14 protein-coding genes and 1 pseudogene are annotated in these 19940 nt (G+C 73.2%); 13 read left to right on the top strand and 2 right to left on the bottom strand.

What is annotated here, in order from left to right; translation table 11 throughout:
- Positions 1-64 precede the first annotated feature (64 nt).
- Positions 65-898 carry a TrmH family RNA methyltransferase gene (locus ACOJUI_RS11935; RefSeq protein ID WP_422115172.1) on the top strand — a complete coding sequence of 278 codons (834 nt, stop codon included), beginning with the start codon at positions 65-67 and terminating at the stop codon, positions 896-898.
- Positions 895-2940, top strand: coding sequence for a cytochrome c oxidase assembly protein (locus ACOJUI_RS11930; RefSeq protein WP_422115171.1), 2046 nt, complete (start codon positions 895-897; stop codon positions 2938-2940). Before ACOJUI_RS11935 ends, ACOJUI_RS11930 begins: the two co-directional genes overlap by 4 nt.
- Positions 2941-3001: 61 nt before the next feature.
- Here the strand turns inward: ACOJUI_RS11930 and ACOJUI_RS11925 are convergent, their stop codons facing one another.
- The gene (locus ACOJUI_RS11925) at positions 3002-3622 is read right to left on the bottom strand and encodes an MBL fold metallo-hydrolase (RefSeq protein WP_422115170.1); all 621 of its coding nucleotides are present in this window, start codon (positions 3620-3622) and stop codon (positions 3002-3004) included.
- On the bottom strand, positions 3619-4719 hold the full coding sequence (locus ACOJUI_RS11920; RefSeq protein ID WP_422115169.1) for an S-(hydroxymethyl)mycothiol dehydrogenase: 1101 nt from the start codon (positions 4717-4719) through the stop codon (positions 3619-3621). The genes ACOJUI_RS11925 and ACOJUI_RS11920 overlap by 4 nt, the downstream gene beginning before the upstream one ends.
- A gap of 186 nt (positions 4720-4905) precedes the next feature.
- Between ACOJUI_RS11920 and pheS the strand changes: the two genes are divergently transcribed.
- From pheS to tyrS, 11 genes and pseudogenes are all read left to right on the top strand, one after another.
- Complete coding sequence (gene pheS, locus ACOJUI_RS11915) at positions 4906-6012, top strand: phenylalanine--tRNA ligase subunit alpha (protein WP_422115168.1); 1107 nt, start codon at positions 4906-4908, stop codon at positions 6010-6012.
- A 1-nt stretch (position 6013) separates the two neighbouring features.
- Entirely contained in the window at positions 6014-8614 is a 2601-nt protein-coding gene (gene pheT / locus ACOJUI_RS11910; RefSeq protein WP_422115167.1) for a phenylalanine--tRNA ligase subunit beta, read from the top strand.
- Between the two features lie 86 nt (positions 8615-8700).
- Positions 8701-9828, top strand: coding sequence for an N-acetyl-gamma-glutamyl-phosphate reductase (gene argC / locus ACOJUI_RS11905; RefSeq protein WP_422115166.1), 1128 nt, complete (start codon positions 8701-8703; stop codon positions 9826-9828).
- Between the two features lie 67 nt (positions 9829-9895).
- Positions 9896-11065, top strand: a complete 1170-nt coding sequence (gene argJ, locus ACOJUI_RS11900) for a bifunctional glutamate N-acetyltransferase/amino-acid acetyltransferase ArgJ (protein ID WP_422115165.1) — start codon at positions 9896-9898, stop codon at positions 11063-11065.
- Positions 11062-12057, top strand: a complete 996-nt coding sequence (gene argB, locus ACOJUI_RS11895; protein WP_422115164.1) for an acetylglutamate kinase — start codon at positions 11062-11064, stop codon at positions 12055-12057. The genes argJ and argB overlap by 4 nt, the downstream gene beginning before the upstream one ends.
- Entirely contained in the window at positions 12050-13294 is a 1245-nt protein-coding gene (locus tag ACOJUI_RS11890) for an acetylornithine transaminase (protein ID WP_422115163.1), read from the top strand. The genes argB and ACOJUI_RS11890 overlap by 8 nt, the downstream gene beginning before the upstream one ends.
- A gap of 1 nt (position 13295) precedes the next feature.
- Positions 13296-14279 (top strand): ornithine carbamoyltransferase, encoded by a 984-nt coding sequence (argF, locus tag ACOJUI_RS11885; RefSeq protein WP_422115162.1) that lies wholly within the window; start codon positions 13296-13298, stop codon positions 14277-14279.
- Positions 14276-14868: pseudogene (locus tag ACOJUI_RS11880) on the top strand (arginine repressor). Before argF ends, ACOJUI_RS11880 begins: the two are co-directional and overlap by 4 nt.
- Positions 14869-14941: 73 nt before the next feature.
- A complete protein-coding gene (locus ACOJUI_RS11875) occupies positions 14942-16180 on the top strand; it encodes an argininosuccinate synthase (RefSeq protein ID WP_422115161.1) in 1239 nt (412 codons plus the stop codon).
- Positions 16177-17652, top strand: a complete 1476-nt coding sequence (gene argH / locus ACOJUI_RS11870; protein ID WP_422115160.1) for an argininosuccinate lyase — start codon at positions 16177-16179, stop codon at positions 17650-17652. The genes ACOJUI_RS11875 and argH overlap by 4 nt, the downstream gene beginning before the upstream one ends.
- 319 nt (positions 17653-17971) lie before the next feature.
- Complete coding sequence (gene tyrS, locus ACOJUI_RS11865; protein ID WP_422115159.1) at positions 17972-19240, top strand: tyrosine--tRNA ligase; 1269 nt, start codon at positions 17972-17974, stop codon at positions 19238-19240.
- Positions 19241-19940: the final 700 nt, after the last annotated feature.

Below are 19940 nucleotides of genomic sequence, written 5' to 3'. Positions count from 1 at the left end.
ACGCGATGACCGAGCGCCCGGATCAGTCGCCGATCACCTCCCCCGCTCCGAGCGGGTGCGGAAGGTGGCGGCACTGACCGGGCGCTCCGCGCGTCGCAAGCAGGGCCGGTTCCGGGCCGAGGGCCCGCAGGCGGTCCGCTCGCTGCTGACCCACCGGCCCGAGCTGGCGCACGAGGTCTTCAGCACCCCCCGCGCCCGCACCGACCATCCGGAGCTGAGCGAGCTCGCCGCCGCCGCCGGGATCCCCGTCCGCGAGGTCGACGACTCAGTCCTGCGGGCCCTGGTCCGCGACAGCGGCGCGGACCCGGGGACCGCGGCCGCCGCGACCCCGGGAGCGCTGGTGAGCCCGCAGGGCGTGCTCGCCGTCGGGACCCTGCCCGCCGAGGACCCCGCCGACGTCGCGGCCGCGCTGAGCGCGCTGCCGACCGGCTCCCCGGTCACCGTCGTCGTGCTCCACGAGGTCCGCGATCCCGGCAACGTGGGCACCCTGCTGCGCACCGCCGACGCGGCCGGCGCCGACCTGGTGCTGCTGACCCGCACCAGCGCCGACCCCTACTCCCCGAAGGCGGTCCGGGCCGCCGCCGGCAGCCTCTTCCACCTCCCCGTGGTCACCGGCGCCGAGATCGCCGACGTGCTGGAGCGCCTCGACGCCGCCGACATCACCGCGGCGGCCACCAGCGGCCGCGCCGAGACCGACGTGTTCGCCGCCGAGCTGCCCGCACGCCTCGCCTGGATCCTGGGCAACGAGGCCCACGGCCTGGACGAGCGCACCCTGGACGCCGCCCCCCTGGCCGTGCGGATCCCGCTGGCCGGCCACGCCGAATCCCTCAACGTCCACACCGCCGCGACGGTCTGCCTGTTCGAGACCCTCCGACGTCGACAGACAGCACGCCGATGAGCACCCGCACCACCCCCGCCACACCCACCACTCCCGCCCCGCCCGCCGCCCGCGCCACCGCGCTGGCCGTCCCGCTGCTGCTGCTCCTGACCATCGGCGCGGCGCTGGTGGGCATGGCCGCCACCGGCGCGCTGAGCCCCGCGCAGCTGGTCCCCGCCTCCCCGCTGGTCACCTGGGGCGCCCCCGTGGTCCGCGCCCTGCACCATCTCGGCCTGGTGCTCGCGATCGGCGCCGGCGGCGCCGCCGTCCTGCTGCTGCCCGGGCCCGGCCGCCGCGCGGTCACCACCCTGGATCCGGTGCGCCGCCGCGCCGTGCGCCTGGCGGCCGCCGGCGCCCTGCTGTGGGCGATCGCCTCGCTCACACAGGTCCCGCTCGGCGGGCTCGAGGCCGCGGGCGCCGGCACCGACCTGAACCTGTTCGACCTCGCCCTCGACGGGGAGCTGGGGCGCATCCAGCTGACCATCGCGATTCTCGCCGGCCTCTCGGCCCTCGCCTACGCGCTGGCCCGCTCCACGGTGCTCGCGTGCTGGGGGCTGGCGCTGGCCGGGATCGGCGCCCTCGGACTGGGACTGTCCGGGCACGCCGGCGCCAGCCTCGACCACATCAACGCCGTCAACGGCGTCGCCTGGCACCTGCTGGCGGTCTCGGTCTGGGCCGGCGGGCTGCTGGCCCTCGCCCTGATCGCACCCCGGCTCGACGACGCCGCCGCGGCCACCACCATCCGGCGCTTCTCCCCGTGGGCGCTGGCCGCCGTCGTCGTGCTCGCCCTCAGCGGCCTGCTCAGCGCGGTGATCCGGCTCTCGAGCTGGTCGGACCTGGTGACCACCGGCTACGGCCAGGTGGTGCTGGCCAAGACGCTCGGGCTGACCCTGCTGGCGGTCCTCGGGGCGCTGCAGCGCCGCCGCCTCGGCGACCGGATCCGGTTCCGCCACCTGGCCCTGACCGAGGGCGTGCTGATGGCCGCCGTCATCGGCGCCTCGATCGCGCTGGGCCGCTCCGCGCCGCCGGTGCCGCAGGAGGTGCCCGCCGTCGCCGACCTGACGACCCTCTCCCTGGTCGGCTTCCTGCCGCCCGAGCGGGAGTTCGGACCTCTCTCCCTGTTCACGCTGTTCCAGCCCGACTGGGCGGCGCTCGGGATCGCGGCGGCCCTGGCCGGCCTCTACTGCGCCGGGGTGGCGCGGCTGCGTCGGCGCGGGGACCGGTGGCCGTGGGTCCGCACGCTCTGCTTCGTCCTGGGCTGCGTGGCCTTCGCCTGGGTGATGAGCGGGGGAGCGGCCGCCTGGGGCAAGTTCCGCTTCGACGCGCACATGGTCCAGCACATGGCCATGATGATGATCGCGCCGCCGCTGTGGGTGCTCGGCGCCCCGGTGACGCTGCTGTCGCGGGCGGTCGCGCCGCGCACCGACGGCTCCCGGGGGATCCGGGAATGGGTGCTGGCCGCCCTGAACTCCGGCTACGCGCGCATCGTGTCCTCGCCCCCGCTGGCGGGGCTGATCTTCGCCGGTTCGCTGGTCGTCTTCTACTTCACCCCGCTGTTCGAGGCGGCGATGTACACGCACGTCGGCCATGTGCTGATGACCGTGCACTTCCTGGCCTCGGGGTACCTGTTCGCCTGGGTGCTGATCGGCATCGACCCCACCACCCGGCCCATCAACCCGGTCCTGAAGCTGATCACGCTGCTGGTGACCCTCGCCTTCCACGCCTTCTTCGGGATCGCCCTGACCTCGGCGACCTGGCTGATCGCGGAGGACTGGTACCGCGAGCTCGGCATGTACTCCCTGGAGCGGCTGGAGCTGATCCAGGTCCGCGGCGGCACCATCATGTGGGCCATCTCGGAGATCCCCACCGTGGGCTACGCGCTGATGGTCGCGGTGCAGTGGATGCAGTCGGAGGACCGCCGGTCGCGGCAGTTCGACCGCAAGGCCGAGCGCGACGGGGGCGCCGAGCTCGCCGCCTACAACGCCTACCTGGCCGGCCTGCGCGGCACCGGCGAGCAGGCCGGGGGTGCGAAGGACGCGGAGGACCCGGCGCGGCGGGGCTGAGGGCGCCGACGAGGACGGGCGGTGGTCGCGATGCCCGCGACCACCGCCCGTCGGCGCGTGCTCAGAGCCAGTCGCCCTGCGCGGCCCGCTTCTCGGTGCCGATGGTGGTGTCCGGTCCGTGGCCGGTGTGGACCACCGTGTCCTCGGGCAGCACGAACAGGCGCTCCCGGATCGACTGCTCGATCGTCTCCCGTGAGGAGAAGGAGCGGCCGGTGGCACCGGGCCCGCCCTGGAAGAGGGTGTCACCGGTGAACACCGCCCCCAGCTGCTCGGAGTAGTAGCAGGTGGAGCCGGGGGAGTGACCCGGGGTGTGCAGCGCCTCGAGGTCGACGCCCGCGATGGTGAACAGGTCGCCGTCGCTGACCGTGTCGTCCCAGGGCAGGTCCCCGTGGGTGAGCTGCCAGACCTCGCGGTCGGCGGGGTTCAGCAGGATCGGCGCTTCGAGCGCCTCGGACAGCTCCGGGGCCAGCCGCACATGGTCGTCGTGGGCGTGGGTGAGCAGGATGCCCACGCACTCCCGCCCGCCGACCAGGTCGATCACGGTCTGCAGGTCGTGCGGGGCGTCGAACACCACGCACTGCTCGTCGTCGCCGAGCACCCAGACGTTGTTGTCGACCTCATGGGTCTCGCCGTCCAGGCTGAAGGTGCCGGAGGTGACGGCATGGGCCAGTCGCGCGGTCATCGGGCCACCTCCGCCACGGTGCGCAGGGTCCCGCCCTCGTGGAGCGAGTTCAGCGCCGTATCCACGCCGGCGAGGTCGGTCCTGCCGGTCACGAAGCGGTCCAGGGGGAGCCGGCCCTGCAGGAAGAGGTCGATGAGGTAGGGGAAGTCCCGCTCGGGCAGGCAGTCGCCGTACCAGGAGGACTTCAGGGCGCCGCCGCGTCCGAAGACGTCGGCCAGCGGCAGCGTCAGCTCCGCCTCGGGGTGGGGGACCCCGACCAGCACCACGCGGCCGGCGAGGTCGCGGGCGTAGAAGGCGGTCTCGTAGGTCTGCGGGATGCCGACGGCGTCGACCACCACGTCGGCGCCGAAGCCGCCGGTGAGCTCGCGGACCTTCTCGGCGACCTGCTGCGGGGACAGGCCCTTGGTGGCCAGGGTGTGGGTCGCGCCCAGCTCCTCGGCCGCCCCGAGCTTCTGCTCGTCGAGGTCGAGGCCGATGATGGTGGTGGCCCCGGCGAGCTTCGCACCCGCGATCGCGGCGCAGCCCACCCCGCCCAGCCCGATCACGGCCACGGACTCGCCGCGCTGGGTGGCGCCGGTGTTCAGCGCGGCGCCCAGGCCCGCCATCACCCCGCAGCCCAGCAGTCCGGCGACCTCCGGCGGGGCGTCCTCGGAGACCTTGGTGCACTGGCCCTCGTGGACCAGGGTCTTCTCGGCGAAGGAGCCGATGCCCAGGGCGGCGGTCAGCTCGGTGCCGTCGGTGAGGGTCATCGGCCTCGAGGCGTTGTGGGTGGCGAAGCAGTACTGCGGCACGCCCTTGGTGCAGGCGCGGCACTCGCCGCAGACGGCCCGCCAGTTCAGCACCACGTAGTCGCCCACCTCCACATGGGTCACCCGATCGCCGATCGCGGCGACGCGGCCCGCGGACTCATGGCCCAGCAGGAACGGGAACTCGTCGTTGATCCCCCCGTCGCGGTAGGACAGATCGGTGTGGCAGACGCCGGTGGCCTGGATGTCGACGACCACGTCGTTCGGTCCGGGGTCGGGGATCACGATGTCGATCAGTTCGGCCGGCTGCTGCTCGGCCCGGGCGACGACGCCCTTCACGGTCCAGCTCACGAAGTCCTCCTCGGTCTCGGCGGTTCTCCGGCCAGCCTATCCGGGACCGGCGCGGGGCATCGCGGGGCCCTGGCGGGGGTGGTCACCCGGGTCCGGTCCGGGGCCGGCGCGCGGGCCTCCTAGAATGGTCCGCGGTGCCCGCGCCTCGGCGGGGCACGCCCCTGCTCCCGGACGAAAGCGATCCCCGTGTCCGAGTCATCCTCGACCCCCGACGCCCCGGTCATCGACGAGGCCGGCATCGGCGCCGCCGTCGACGCCGCGCTGACCGCGATCGCCGCGGCGCCCGACACCGCCGCCCTCAAGCAGGTGCGCATCGAGCACGTCGGCGATGCCAGCGTGCTCTCGACCGCGAACCGCGCGATCAAGTCCCTGCCCAAGGACCAGAAGGCGGCGGCCGGCAAGCTGGTCGGGCAGGGCCGGGGTCGGGTCCAGCAGGCGCTCGCCGCCCGCCAGCAGGCGCTGGCCGCCGCCGAGCAGGAGGCCGCGCTCGCCGCCGAGACGGTCGACGTCACCCTGCCCACGGACCTGCGTCCCCGCGGCGCCGCGCACCCGCTGACCACCCTGCGCCACCGCATCGAGGACATCTTCGTGGGCATGGGGTGGGAGATCGCCGAGGGCCCCGAGATCGAGGCGGAGTGGTTCAACTTCGACGCCCTGAACTTCGACGCGGACCACCCCGCGCGCCAGATGCAGGACACCTTCTACGTCGCCCCCGAGGGCTCCGGTCAGATCCTGCGCACCCACACCTCCCCGGTGCAGGCGCGCGCCCTGCTCGAGCGCGGCGTGCCGCTGTACATCGCCTGCCCCGGCACCGTGTTCCGCACCGACGAGCTCGACGCCACCCACACCCCGGTGTTCCACCAGGTCGAGGGGCTGGCCATCGACAAGGGCCTGACCATGGCCCACCTCGTCGGCACCCTGGACACCCTGGCCCGCGCCCTGTTCGGCGGCCGGCCCATCACCCGGCTGCGCCCGAGCTACTTCCCCTTCACCGAGCCCAGCGCCGAGATGGACTTCCGCTGCTTCGCCTGCCCGGCGCAGCACGGCCGCGACCACGACCCGGATCCCGCCTGCCGGGTCTGCTCCGGCACCGGCTGGATCGAGATGGGCGGCTGCGGCATGGTCAACCCGGCGGTGCTGCGCGCTGTCGGCGTGGACCCCGAGGAGTACCAGGGCTTCGCCTTCGGACTGGGCATCGAGCGCATCCTCATGCTCCGCAACGGCGTGGCCGACATGCACGACATGGTGGAGGGCGACGTCCGCTTCTCCCAGCACTACGGGACGGAGATCTGAGATGCCTCGCATTCCCCTGACCTGGCTCGCCGAGCACACCACGCTCGCCCCGGGCACGACCGCGGAGTCCGTGGCGGCGGCCCTGGTGTCCGTCGGCCTCGAGGAGGAGGGCATCTTCGGTGCCCAGGTGACCGGCCCGCTGGTGGTCGGTCGCGTGCTCGAGCTCGTCAAGGAGCCGCAGAAGAACGGCAAGACCATCAACTGGGTGCGCGTGGACGTCGGCCCCGAGCACAACCAGGACGCCGACGACCCCAAGGACCCGCAGCCCGGGCCCGAGCGCCCCAGCCGCGGCATCATCTGCGGCGCCCACAACTTCGTCGAGGGCGACCTGGTCGTCGTCTCCCTGCCGGGCACCGTGCTGCCCGGCGACTTCGCCATCGCCGCCCGCCGCACCTACGGGCACACCTCCGACGGCATGATCTGCTCCGGCGAGGAGCTGGGCCTGGGCCCGGACCCCGACGGCGAGGACGGCATCATCGTGCTGGGCCGCGGGCACGGCGCGGGACTGAGCGCCGAGCCCGGCGACGACGCGATCGCCCTGCTGGGCCTGGCCGACGAGACCGTCGAGATCAACGTGACCCCGGACCGCGGGTACTGCTTCTCGATGCGCGGCGTCGCCCGCGAGTACTCCCACGCCACCGGTGCCGACTTCACCGACCCGGTCACCGCCGTGAGCCTCCCCGAGGCCACCGGCGGCGGTCTCGAGGTGCAGCTGCGCGACGAGACGCCGCTGCGCGGGGGAGCGGGCTGCACCCGCTTCGTGGCGCTGGAGGTGCGCGGCGTGGACCCGAGCGCCCAGACCCCGCGCTGGATGGCCCGCCGCCTCACCCAGGCCGGGATGCGGCCGATCTCCCTGATCGTCGACGTCACCAACTATGTGATGCTCGACCTCGGTCAGCCCCTGCACGCCTACGACGCCGAGAAGCTGGTCGCGCCGATCATCGTGCGCCGCGCCCGTTCCGGGGAGAAGCTCACCACCCTCGACGACGTCGAGCGCACCCTGCATCCCGAGGACCTGCTGATCACCGACGGCGGCGGGCCCTCCGGCGACCGCGTGCTGGGACTGGCCGGCGTGATGGGCGGGGAGTCCACCGAGGTCTCCGCGACCACGAGGGACATCGTGCTGGAGGCGGCGACCTTCCAGGACATCACCGTGGCCCGCACCGCGCGCCGCCACCGCCTGCCCTCCGAGGCCTCCAAGCGCTTCGAGCGCGGCGTGGACCCGCAGCTGCCGCTGGTGGCCGCCCACCGCGCCGCCCAGCTGATCGTCGAGTTCGGCGGCGGTGAGATCGCCCCGCAGGTCACCGACGAGGGCAGCGTCGGCGAGCCCGCCCCGATCAGCTTCCCGCAGGGCGACGCCGAGCGCGTGGTCGGCGTCGCCTACACCCCCGAGCAGGTGCGCGGCAGCCTCGAGGCGATCGGCTGCACCGTGGAGCCCGGCGCAGGGGAGACGCTGGTCGTCACCCCGCCGAGCTGGCGGCCGGACCTGACCATCCGCGAGGACCTGGTCGAGGAGATCGCCCGCCTGGTCGGCTACGACCGGATCCCCTCCCACCTGCCGAAGGCTCCCGGCGGCCGCGGGCTCACCCGCCTCCAGCGGGGGCGGCGCGACGCCGGCCGGGCCCTGGCCGAGGCCGGTCTGGTCGAGGTGACCTCCTCGCCGTTCATCGGCGAGGGCGTCTTCGAGACCCTGCGCTACGCCGCGGACGACGAGCGCCGCAGCGCGGTGCGTCTGCTGAACCCCCTGGCCGACGACGAGCCGCTGATGCGGACCTCCCTGCTGCAGACGCTGCTGCCGGTCGCCCGTCGCAACCTCGGCCGCGGGGAGGAGGCGGTGGCGATCTTCCAGCTCGGCACCACCTCCCTCGCCCGCGCCCAGGACGCCCGCTCGCCGATCCCCTCGGCGGCGCAGCGTCCCTCGGCGGCCGAGCTCGAGGAGGTGCTGCAGGCCCTGCCCGCCGAGACCGGCGCCCTCGCCGCGGTGCTCGGCGGCGCCTCCGGCCCCGACTCCTGGCAGGGCGACCCCGCCCCCTGGGGCTGGGCCGACGCCTTCGAGCTGGCCCGTCGCACCGCCGCCGCCGTCGGCGCCGAGCTCGAGGTGCGCCAGGTCGAGCACGCGCCCTTCCACCCCGGCCGCGCCGGCGAGCTGCGCATCCAGGACGCCGACGGGCACAGCACCGTGATCGGGCACGCCGGCGAGCTGCATCCTGCGGTGATCACGGCGTTCGCGCTCCCGGCCCGCACCAGCGCCCTCGAGCTGGACCTGGTGGCGCTGATCGCCTCGGCCCGGGAGGTGGTGCGCGCCGCGCCGGTGCCCACCTACCCGCCCGCCAAGGAGGACTTCGCCTTCGTGGTCGAGCAGTCCGTGCCCGCGAGCGCCGTCGAGGCCGCGATCGTGGTGGGCATCGGCGACCTCGCCGAGCGGGTCCACCTCTTCGACGTCTTCACCGGCGAGCAGATCGGCGAGGGCCGGAAGTCGCTGGCCTTCTCGGTGCGCCTGCGCTCGACCGAGGGAACGCTCAGCGCGGAGCAGATCGGCGAGGCCCGCCGGCGCTGCATCGCGGCGGTGGAGTCCGCGGTCGGGGGCGTGCTGCGGGCATGAGCCCCTCCTAGGGGCCGCTCGCCGCACCGGGTCGGCTCCGTCTCATCATTCGGTTGACCATGCAGTGGACTGTATATACTTCCGGCATGGCTTCGATGACCGGTGACCCCGCCGCCCCTGCCCCCGCCTCCGCGCCGCTGTCCCCGGGCTCCGCGCGCCGTCCGCGGGTCGCGATCGCCGGCGCCTCCGGCTATGCCGGAGGCGAGACCCTGCGCCTGCTCGCCGGGCACCCGGGGGTCGAGGTCGCGACCCTCACCGGCCACTCGAGCGCCGGCAAGCGACTCAGCGAGGTCGCCCCCCACCTGGACCTCGGCCATGATCCGGTGCTGCAGGAGACCACCTCCGAGATCCTCGCCGGGCACGACGTGGTGGTCCTCGCCCTGCCGCACGGCCAGTCGGGCCAGATCGCCGCCGCCCTGCGCGCCGAGGACCCGGAGGTGCTGGTGCTCGACCTCGGCGCCGACCACCGGCTCGAGAGCGCCGAGGACTGGGCCGAGTACTACCGCAGCGAGCACTCGGGCACCTGGACCTACGGCATGCCCGAGCTGCCGCTGGCCGACGGCTCCCGCCAGCGCGAGCTGCTGGTGGGCGCGCGGGAGATCGCCGTGCCCGGCTGCAACGCCACCGCCGTCACCCTGGCACTGGCGCCCCTGGTGCGGGCCGGGCTCGTCGACCCCGGCCAGCTCAGCGCCGTGCTCCCGGTGGGGTACTCGGGGGCCGGCCGCACCGCCAAGCAGCACCTGCTGTTCAGCGAGGCCGCGGGCACCGTCGCGCCCTACGCCGTCGGCGGCAGCCACCGCCATGTGCCCGAGGTGCTGCAGAACCTGCGCCGCGCCTCCGGTCGCGAGGCGCTCCGCCTCACCTTCACCCCGGTGCTGGTGCCGATCGTCCGCGGCATCCTCGCCGTGATCAACGCGCCGGTGACCGAGGGCAACGCCACCGCCGACCTGCTGGCGGCCCTGCGCGCCGACTACGCCGGCGAGCACTTCGTCACCGTCCTGGGCGAGGGTTTCTTCCCCACCACCGGGGAGGTCAGCGGCGCGAACGTGATCCGCCTCGGCGCCGCCGTGGACCGCCACAGCGGCCAGGCCACCGTCATCGCCGCGATCGACAACCTGGTCAAGGGCACCGCCGGCGCCGCGATCCAGTCGATGAACCTCGCGCTCGGCCTGCCCGAGGCCACCGGCCTCACCCGCACCGCGCTCGTCCCCTGACGCCGCCCGCCCCGTCCGTCCCGCGGCGCCCCACCGCCCTCGCTCCACCCCTTACGAGGAGACCACCGTGTCGATCACCCGTCCCCGCGGCTTCCGCGCCACCGGCCTCGCCGCCGGCCTCAAGGCCTCCGGCGCCGCGGACCTCGCCGTGCTGGTCAACGACGGCCCGCGCGACACCGCCGCGGCCGTCTTCACCGCCAACCGCGTGCAGGCCGCGCCCGTGCTCTGGTCCCGCCAGGCCGTCGCGGACGGCCGCGCCCGCGCGGTGGTGCTGAACTCCGGCGGCGCCAACGCCTGCACCGGGCCCGACGGCTTCGCCGACACCCACCGCACCGCCGAGCACCTGGCCGAACTGCTCGACATCTCCGCCCAGGACGTGCTGGTCTGCTCGACCGGACTGATCGGTGAGCGCCTGCCGATGGACCCCCTGCTGCACGGGGTCGCCGCCGCCACCGCGCAGCTCGCCGCCGGCGCCGAGGCCGACGCCGCCGCCTCCCGCGCGATCATGACCACCGACTCGGTGCCGAAGACCGCCGAGGTCACCCTGGCCTCCGGCGCGATCGTCGGCGGCATCGCGAAGGGCGCCGGGATGCTCGCGCCGCAGCTCGCGACCATGCTGGTGGTGCTGACCACCGATGCCGACGTCGACGCCGCCACCGCCCAGGCGGCGCTGCGCGAGGCCACCCGCACCACCTTCGACCGGGTCGACTCCGACGCCTGCATGTCCACCAACGACACCGTGATCCTGCTGGCCTCCGGGGCCAGCGGCGTCACCGTCGGCGCCGAGGAGCTCACCGAGGCGGTGCGCGCGGTCAGCGCCGACCTCGCCCGCCAGCTGGTGGCCGACGCCGAGGGCGCCAGCCATGACGTCCACGTCGTCGTGTGCTCGGCGACCACCGAGGACGCCGCCCTCGCGGTGGCCCGCGAGATCGCCCGCTCCAACCTGGTCAAGGCCGCGATCTTCGGCAACGACCCCAACTGGGGCCGGATCGTCGCGGCGGCCGGCTGCGTGAGCGAGCAGGTCGCTCCCTTCGCCGTCGAGGACCTCTCGGTCCGCGTCAACGGGGTGGAGGTGTGCCGCGCCGGCGGCGCCCACCGCGACCGCTCCGAGGTCGACATGACCCCGCGCGAGACCCTCATCGAGGTCGACCTCGGGGCGGGCGGCGCCTCCGGCGACATCTGGACCAACGACCTCACCCACGACTACGTCGAAGAGAACAGCGCCTACTCCTCATGAACCAGACCCCGGGACCCTCCGCGCCGGCTGCGGACAGCGCCGCTGCCGACGCACCACTGGTCGGCAAGAACCCCCTTGCCCAGCTCGACGCCGCCCGCACCGAGGCGCGCGAGAAGTCCGAGGTGCTCATCGAGGCGATGCCCTGGATGCAGCGCTTCCGCGGCAAGATCGTCGTGGTCAAGTACGGCGGCAACGCCATGGTCGACGAGGAGCTGCGGCGCGGCTTCGCGGCCGACGTCGTCTTCATGCGTCTGGCCGGCATCCACGTGGTCGTCGTCCACGGCGGCGGCCCCCAGATCAACGCGATGCTCTCGCGGGTGGGCAAGGAGTCCGTCTTCCGCGGCGGCCTGCGCGTCACCGACGCCGAGACCATGGACATCGCCCGGATGGTGCTGGTGGGCCAGGTGGGCCGCCAGCTGGTGGGCCTGATCAACCATCACGGCCCCTTCGCGATCGGCATGTCCGGCGAGGACGCCCGCCTGTTCACCGCGAGGCGCCGCGGCACCGTGGTGGACGGCGAGGAGGTCGACCTCGGCCACGTCGGCGCCGTGAACGGCGTCGACGTCGACGCGGTCAGCGACCTGCTCGCCAGCGGACGGATCCCGGTGGTCTCCTCGATCGCCCCCGAGGTCGACGCCGCCGGCCACCCCACCGGCGAGGTGCTCAACATCAACGCCGACCTCGCCGCCGCCGCGCTCGCCGAGGGCCTGGACGCGGAGAAGCTCGTCATGCTCACCGACGTCGAGGGCCTGTACCGCGACTGGCCGGACCGCAGTTCGCTGATCCCCGAGATCTCCGCCTCCGAGCTGCGCGAGATGCTGCCCGGCCTCACCGCCGGGATGATCCCGAAGGCGGAGGCGCTGCTGGGCGCCGTCGACGCGGGCGTGCGCACCGCCGCCATGATCGACGGTCGCATCGAGCACGCGGTGCTGCTGGAGGTCTTCACCACCAAGGGCGTGGGCACGATGGTCAGGAGGGACGACTATGTCTGAGCACCACAAGCAGACGGCGCCGACCGGCGCCGCGCAGCACCACCAGGACCTCGAGCGCCGCTACCGCGAAGCCCTGCTGCCCGTCTTCGGCGCGCCGCAGAAGGTCCTCGCCCGCGGCGAGGGCGTCCACGTCTGGGACACCGACGGGAAGCAGTACCTGGACCTGCTGGCCGGCATCGCCGTCAACGCGCTCGGCCACGCGCATCCGGCGCTGCTGTCGGCGATCACCAAGCAGGCCCAGACCCTCGGGCACGTCTCGAACTTCTTCGCCTCCGCCCCGCAGATCGAGCTCGCCGAGAAGCTGCTGACCCTCGCCGACGCACCGGCCGGCTCCGGGGTGTTCTTCGCGAACTCGGGCACCGAGGCCAATGAAGCGGCCTTCAAGATCGCCCGCCGCACGGGGCGCCCGCGGATCATCGCCCTGCACAACTCCTTCCATGGTCGCACCATGGGCGCGCTGGCCCTGACCTGGAAGGAGGCCTACCGGGCCCCCTTCGAGCCCCTGCCCGGCGGCGTGGAGTTCCTCCCCGCCGGCGACGAGCAGGCGCTCGCCGCGGCCCTGGCCCCCGGCGATGTCGCCGCCGTGTTCGCCGAGCCGATCCAGGGCGAGGCGGGCGTGCGCCCCCTGACGCCGACATATCTGCGCGCGCTGCGCCGCCTGACCCGCGAGCACGGCACCCTGCTGGTGCTCGACGAGGTCCAGACCGGCATGGGCCGCACCGGCCACTGGTTCGCCCACCAGGCCGTCGACGGACTCCAGCCCGACGTGATGACCCTCGCCAAGGGGCTCGGCGGCGGCTTCCCCATCGGCGCCGTCCTCAGCTTCGGTCCCGCGGTCCACGACCTGCTGCAGCCCGGCCAGCACGGCACCACCTTCGGGGGGAACCCGCTGGCCGCCGCCGCGGGCCTCGCCGTGATCGGGACGATCCTCGAGGACGGGCTGCTCGAGCACGTCACCGCCACCGGTGAGGGCTTCCGCCGCGACGTGCTCGCGCTCGGGCATCCACTGGTCCAGGAGGTGCGCGGGGCCGGACTGCTGCTGGGCATCGGCCTGGCGACGCCGATCGCCGCGCAGGTCGCCGCCCGCGCGCTCGAGGCCGGTTTCATCGTCAACGCCCCGGACGCCTCCACCGTGCGCCTGGCGCCGCCGCTGATCATCACCGCCGCCGAGCTCGACGCGTTCCGCGCCGCCCTGCCCGCCCTGCTCGAGGCCGCCGTGGCCGAAGGAGAGAACTGACATGCCCCGCCACTTCCTGCGCGACGACGACCTGAGCCCCCGCGAGCAGAAGGAGGTCCTGGCCCTCGGGCTCGAGCTGGCCGATGACCGCTTCGCCCGGCGCCCGCTCGAGGGACCCCGCACGGTGGCCATCGTGTTCGACAAGTCCTCGACCCGCACCCGGGTCTCCTTCGCGACCGGGGTCGCCGAGCTCGGCGGCAGCCCGCTGGTGATCGAGGCCGCCGCCAGCCAGCTCGGCCGCGGCGAGTCGATCGCCGACACCACCGAGGTGCTCACCCGGATGGTCTCCGCGATCGTCTGGCGCACCTTCGGCCAGGAGCGCATCGAGGAGATGGCCGCGCACGCCACCGTGCCGGTGGTCAACGCCCTCACCGACGAGTTCCACCCCTGCCAGATCCTCGCCGACCTGCTGACCATCGCCCAGCACACCGGGGGACTGGCGGACGGCGACGCCGCACTGGCCGGCCGGGCGCTGGCCTACCTCGGCGACGGGGCCAACAACATGGCCCACTCCTACCTGCTGGGCGGGGCCACCGCGGGCATGGACGTGCGCATCGCCGCCCCCGCCTCCCACCGCCCGGATCCGCGGATCGTCTCCCGCGCGCAGGAGATCGCCGCGCGCACCGGCGGCCGGATCACCCTCACCGACGACCCGCGCGCGGCCGTCACCGGCGCCACCGCGGTCCTCACCGACACCTGGGTCTCGATGGGCCAGGAGGGCGAGGACGGCCGCGGCCAGGAGACCTTCGCCCCCTTCCAGGTCACGGAGGAGCTGATGGAGCTCTCCGGCGGCCTCTTCCTGCACTGCCTGCCCGCCTACCGCGGCAAGGAGGTCACCGCCGGCGTGATCGACGGACCCCGCTCGGTGGTGTGGGACGAGGCCGAGAACCGGCTGCACGCCCAGAAGGCCCTGCTGACCTGGCTGCTCGAGCACCCCGACGAGAGCACCGCGCCGCACGCGCGCCCGGTGGCGCAGCGCCGATGACGGAGTCCCGACGCGCGCTCGCGCAGACCAAGACCTCCCGGCAGTCACGGATCATCCAGCTGCTGACCCACCAGGAGGTCTCCTCGCAGTCGCAGCTGGCCGAGCTGCTGACCGCCGAGGGTATCGACGTCACCCAGGCCACCCTGTCCCGGGACCTGGTCGAGCTGCAGGCCGAGAAGGTCCGCGGCTCGGCGGGCAGCCTCGTCTACCGCCTCCCCCGGAGGGCGGCACCGCGCGGCCCACCGGCCCCGCCCCCGAGAACGAGCTGCTCGAGGCCCGGCTGCCACGGCTCGCCGAGGGACTGCTGGTCTCCGCGGAGGCCAGCGGCAACCTGGTGGTGGTGCGCACCCCGCCCGGAGGTGCGCAGTATCTCGCCTCGGCGCTGGACCGCTCCGTGATGCCCGATGTCCTCGGTACGATCGCGGGGGACGACACCGTGCTGCTGGTCGCCCGCGACCCCGCCGGCGGTGATCGCCTCGCCGAACGCCTGCTCGACCTCGCCGAGGGCCGACGGGACTCGACCGACCCGCCCGCCGCGCGACCCGGCCCGGCCGATCCCTCGGCCCCCCGCGCCGCCCGCGGCGCCTGACCCACTGACCCGGGCCGCGGCCCCGCCGTGCCCGTCCGACACCCCCGAAGATTCCTCGACTAGGAGCAACTCCGTGACCGAACGCATCGTCCTCGCCTACTCCGGCGGCCTCGACACCTCCGTGGCCATCGGCTGGATCCACGACGCCACCGGCGCCGACGTCATCGCCTGCGCGGTGGACGTCGGCCAGGGCGGCGAGGACCTCGAGGTCATCCGCCAGCGCGCCCTGGACTGCGGCGCCGTGGAGGCCTACGTGGCCGACGCCCGCGACGAGTTCGCCGAGGAGTACTGCATGCCGGCGCTCAAGGCGAACGCGCTGTACATGGACGCCTACCCGAACGTCTCGGCGATCTCCCGCCCGGTGATCACCAAGCACCTGGTCAAGGCCGCCAAGAAGTACGGCGCCACCACGGTCGCCCACGGCTGCACCGGCAAGGGCAACGACCAGGTCCGCTTCGAGGTCTCCATCACCTCGCTCGCCCCCGAGCTCAAGTGCATCGCCCCGGTGCGCGACCTCGCCCTGACCCGCGACAAGGCGATCCAGTACGCCGAGCGCAAGGGCCTGCCGATCGAGACCACCAAGCACAACCCGTTCTCGATCGACCAGAACGTGTGGGGCCGCGCCATCGAGACCGGCTTCCTCGAGGACATCTGGAACGAGCCCACCAAGGACATCTTCAGCTACACCGACGACCCCGCCTTCCCGCCGGTCGCCGACGAGGTCGTGATCTCCTTCGCGCAGGGCGTCCCGGTCGCGATCGACGGTCGCCCGGTCACCCCGCTCGAGGCCATCCAGGAGCTCAACCGCCGCGCCGGCGCCCAGGGCATCGGCCGCATCGACATCGTCGAGGACCGCCTGGTGGGCATCAAGTCCCGCGAGGTCTACGAGGCGCCGGGGGCGATGACCCTGATCACCGCACATCAGGAGCTCGAGCGCGTCACCCTCGAGCGCGAGCAGGCCCGCTTCAAGCGCAGCGTGGGCGACCGCTGGACCGAGCTGGTCTACGACGGCCAGTGGTTCTCCCCGCTCAAGAAGTCCCTGGACGCCTTCATCGAGGACACCCAGCGCTACGTCAGCGGCGACATCCGCATGATCCTGCACGGCGGCCGCGCCACCGTCACCGGGCGCCGCTCCGAGACCGGGCTGTACGACTTCAACCTCGCCACCTACGACGAGGGCGACACCTTCGACCAGGGCAGCGCCCGCGGCTTCATCGACATCTACGGCCTGGCCGCCAAGCAGGCCGCCGCCCGCGACGTCGCCTTCGGCAACGGCGAGGACCTCGGCGCCCCCGCCGAGGGGGACGCATGAGCCAGGAGCCGAACGCCACGGGCCGGGGCACCGCCCCGGCGGCGGGCGATCCGTCGGCCGCGGAGCACAACGCCTCCCTGTGGGGCGGACGCTTCGGCTCCGGCCCGGCGGCGGCGCTGGCCGCGCTCTCGGTCTCCACGCACTTCGATTGGCGCCTGGCCCAGTACGACCTGCGCGGCTCCAAGGCCCACGCCAACGTGCTGCATGCCGCGGGCCTGCTGGACGACGACGAGCTGACGCGGATGCAGGCGGCGCTGGACCAGCTGATGGCCGACGTCGCCTCCGGCGACTTCGCCGCCGCGCCCGAGGACGAGGACGTGCACACGGCGCTGGAGCGCGGGCTCATCGAGCGGGCCGGCGGCGAGCTGGGCGGCAAGCTGCGCGCGGGCCGCTCCCGCAACGACCAGATCGCCACCCTGATCCGGCTGTTCATCCGTGACCAGGCCCGCGCGGTCGGCGACCAGGTGCTCGACCTGGTCGACGTGCTGGTGGCGCGGGCCCGTGAGGTCCACGGCGCTGCCATGCCCGGACGCACCCACCTGCAGCACGCGCAGCCGCTGCTGCTGAGCCACCACCTGCTGGCCCATGCCTGGCCGCTGCTGCGGGACGTGGAGCGGCTGCGCGACCTGGACGTGCGTACCGACAGCTCGCCCTACGGCTCCGGCGCCCTGGCGGGCTCCAGCCTCGGGCTGGACCCGCAGGCGGTGGCCGCCGAGCTCGGCTTCACCGACTCGGTGTGGAACTCGATCGACGGGACCGCCTCGCGGGACCTGACCGCCGAGTTCGCCTTCGTGCTGGCGATGATCGGCATCGATCTGTCGCGCCTGGCGGAGGAGATCATCCTGTGGAACACGAAGGAGTTCTCGTTCATCACCCTGGACGACGCCTTCTCCACGGGCTCCTCGATCATGCCGCAGAAGAAGAACCCGGACATCGCCGAGCTGGCCCGCGGCAAGGCCGGTCGCATCGTCGGGGACCTGGTGGGGCTGCTGACCACCCTCAAGGCCCTGCCGCTCGCGTACAACCGCGACCTGCAGGAGGACAAGGAGCCGGTGTTCGACCAGGTCGACTCCCTGGACCTGGTGCTGCCGGCCTTCACCGGGATGATGGCCACGCTCACGTTCCACACCGACCGCATGGCGGAGCTGGCGCCGCAGGGCTTCTCCCTCGCGACCGACATCGCCGATCACCTGGTGCGCCGCGGGGTCCCCTTCCGCAGCGCCCACGAGATCTCCGGCGCCTGCGTGAAGGTGGCGGAGTCCCAGGGCAAGGAGCTGTGGGATCTCACCGACCAGGAGCTGGGCGCGATCTCCGAGCACCTGGACGGCTCGGTCCGCTCGGTGCTCTCGGTCGAGGGCTCCATCGCCTCCCGCGACGCCAAGGGCGGCACCGCCCCGGAGCGCGTCGCCGAGCAGGAGGACGCCGCAGCGGAAGCGAGCGCCGCCCTGCGGCGCTTCACCAGCGCCCGCTGATGCCGTGAGGGTCCCGTCCGCGGGGCCCACGCTGGTGCCGTGAGGGTCCCGTCCGCGGGGCCCACGCTGGTGCCGTGAGGGTCCCGTCCGCGGGGCCCACCACCGCCGCATCTCCCGGCCGCTCCGCGCGTCCCGCTCCGCACCCCGGGGCGGGACCCGCGGCAGGCCGGGGATCTGGGACAATGGCGCGGGGTCGCCGCTGCGGCGTCCCGCGGATCATGGTCCGGGGCAGCGCCCCGTCGGCCGTGACCCGATCCGACACCCCGGCCGCTGCGGCCGGAGAACCCGGGGCCCGTGCCCCGTCGAGAGGAACCGATCGATGCATTCCGTCCTGGACGAGCTCGCCTGGCGAGGCCTCGTCGTGCAGACCACCGGGCGCGAGGCGCTCGGCAGCGCTCTGGCGGACGGGCCGATCAGCCTCTATTGCGGCTTCGATCCCACCGCGGCGTCGCTGCACGTCGGCCACCTCACCCAGGTGCTGACTATGCGCCGCCTGCAGCTGGCCGGCCACCACCCCTACGCCCTGGTCGGCGGGGCGACCGGCCTCATCGGTGACCCGCGGATGTCGGGGGAGCGGGTGCTCAACGACGCCGAGATCGTCTCGACCTGGGTGGACAGCCTGCGCGGTCAGATCTCGCGGTTCCTCGACCTCGAGGGTGAGTTCGCCGTGACCATGGTGAACAACCTCGACTGGATCGGGCAGATGAGCGCCCTGGAGTTCCTGCGGGACATGGGCAAGCACTTCCGGATGGGCACGATGCTCGCCAAGGACACCGTGGCCCGCCGGCTCCAGAGCGACGAGGGGATCAGCTACACCGAGTTCAGCTACCAGGTGCTGCAGGGCATCGACTACCTCGAGCTGCATCGCCGGCACGGGGTCACCCTCCAGTACGGGGGCAACGACCAGTGGGGCAACCTGCTCTCCGGCGTCGACCTGATCCACAAGGTGGAGGGCCATGACGTCCACGCCCTGACCACGCCCCTGGTCACCAAGGCGGACGGCACCAAGTTCGGCAAAAGCGAGGGAGGCGCCGTTTGGCTCGACGCGGAGCTCACCAGCCCCTACGCCTTCCACCAGTTCTGGCTCAACGCCGCGGACGCGGATGTCGTGAACTACCTGAAGTACTTCACCTTCCGCTCCCGGGACGAGATCCAGGAGCTCGAGCAGGCGACCGTGGAGGCTAGCCATCAGCGCGCCGCGCAGAAGGCGCTGGCCGACGACCTCACCACGATGGTCCACGGCGACCAGGCGACGAGTCAGGCCAAGGCCGCCGCGGCGGTGCTGTTCGGCCGGGGGGATGTGCGGGAGCTCGACGAACCGACCCTGGTCGCGATCTCGCGGGAGCTGCCGGGAGCGACGGTCTCGCCGACCACGGCGCTCGTGGAGGCGTTCGTCGCCGCCGGCATCGCGCAGTCCAAGGGCGCCGCACGCCGGGATGCCGAGGGCGGCGGACTCTCGGTCAACGGGGAGAAGCTCAGCGCCGACGACCTCGCACGGGAGATCGGCGAGATCACCGCCCTGCCCGGCGGGCACCTGCTGCTGCGCCGCGGACGCAAGAACGCCGCCATGGTGCACGTGGCCGGCTGAACCGCTCCGCACCTCGCGCCCCGGGTCTCCTCATGGAGACCCGGGGCGCTGTGCATCCCGGGGTTAGCGCCCTGGAACGACGGATGTCAACCTGACGAGAAGGCCGGTGAGGACCCTCTCACGCGCAGGTCACATCCGGGCGGATGAGCGCTTTCCGACTGCGAGAAAACCGCGTTTGACCTGCGATAATGAAGCAGACGGGCGGTGAATGGAGGCTGAACCGGACGGTTTGACGGGCCTCCGGGAGCCCCGTAATGTCTTCTCTTGTCAGCAGCGAGGCCGCGGACACGAAGGACCGAGAGCATCCCCCCGGGGAGCCGACGGGACGGAGTGCGGCGGACGAGATGCTGGCCCACTCGACCGGGAGACCGGGAAGGTGGCCGTGACCTGGTCACAGGATCGATCGCCTCGCGATCGGGCCGAGACCCAGAACACACGAAGCGGAGTTGGACCCGGCCGCGAAGAAGTGCTAGAATTGCGACTCGCGCCGGGACGACGAAGCACAAGAAGTCGTCTGACGGACTCTCCGCCGGCGCTCCGAGCCTCCGACTCGACCTGCAGCAGCAGGAAGAGAACGATGTGCGCGTGTTGCTTGATATCTCAATAGCGTGTCTGTTTGTTGATGCCATTATTTTGAATGGCAAAATTTTAACGGATGATACAGCAGTTTAATTTGCTGGTTGTTTGTTTTTTTGTCAGG

This window comes from Brachybacterium sp. UNK5269, from assembly GCF_049266655.1.
In the GTDB taxonomy this organism is placed as follows: domain Bacteria; phylum Actinomycetota; class Actinomycetes; order Actinomycetales; family Dermabacteraceae; genus Brachybacterium.
Note: the sequence above shows the minus strand (reverse complement) of the source record. Positions and strands in the feature narration are given on the sequence as shown.

Excerpts from the sequence above, each read along its gene's own strand:
- ACOJUI_RS11930 (WP_422115171.1), top strand. The coding sequence starts at position 895 with ATGAGCACCCGCACCACCCCCGCCACACCCACCACTCCCGCCCCGCCC.
- ACOJUI_RS11925 (WP_422115170.1), bottom strand. The coding sequence starts at position 3,622 with ATGACCGCGCGACTGGCCCATGCCGTCACCTCCGGCACCTTCAGCCTG.
- pheT (WP_422115167.1), top strand. The coding sequence starts at position 6,014 with ATGCCTCGCATTCCCCTGACCTGGCTCGCCGAGCACACCACGCTCGCC.
- argC (WP_422115166.1), top strand. The coding sequence starts at position 8,701 with ATGGCTTCGATGACCGGTGACCCCGCCGCCCCTGCCCCCGCCTCCGCG.
- argB (WP_422115164.1), top strand. The coding sequence starts at position 11,062 with ATGAACCAGACCCCGGGACCCTCCGCGCCGGCTGCGGACAGCGCCGCT.
- ACOJUI_RS11890 (WP_422115163.1), top strand. The coding sequence starts at position 12,050 with ATGTCTGAGCACCACAAGCAGACGGCGCCGACCGGCGCCGCGCAGCAC.
- argF (WP_422115162.1), top strand. The coding sequence starts at position 13,296 with ATGCCCCGCCACTTCCTGCGCGACGACGACCTGAGCCCCCGCGAGCAG.
- argH (WP_422115160.1), top strand. The coding sequence starts at position 16,177 with ATGAGCCAGGAGCCGAACGCCACGGGCCGGGGCACCGCCCCGGCGGCG.
- tyrS (WP_422115159.1), top strand. The coding sequence starts at position 17,972 with ATGCATTCCGTCCTGGACGAGCTCGCCTGGCGAGGCCTCGTCGTGCAG.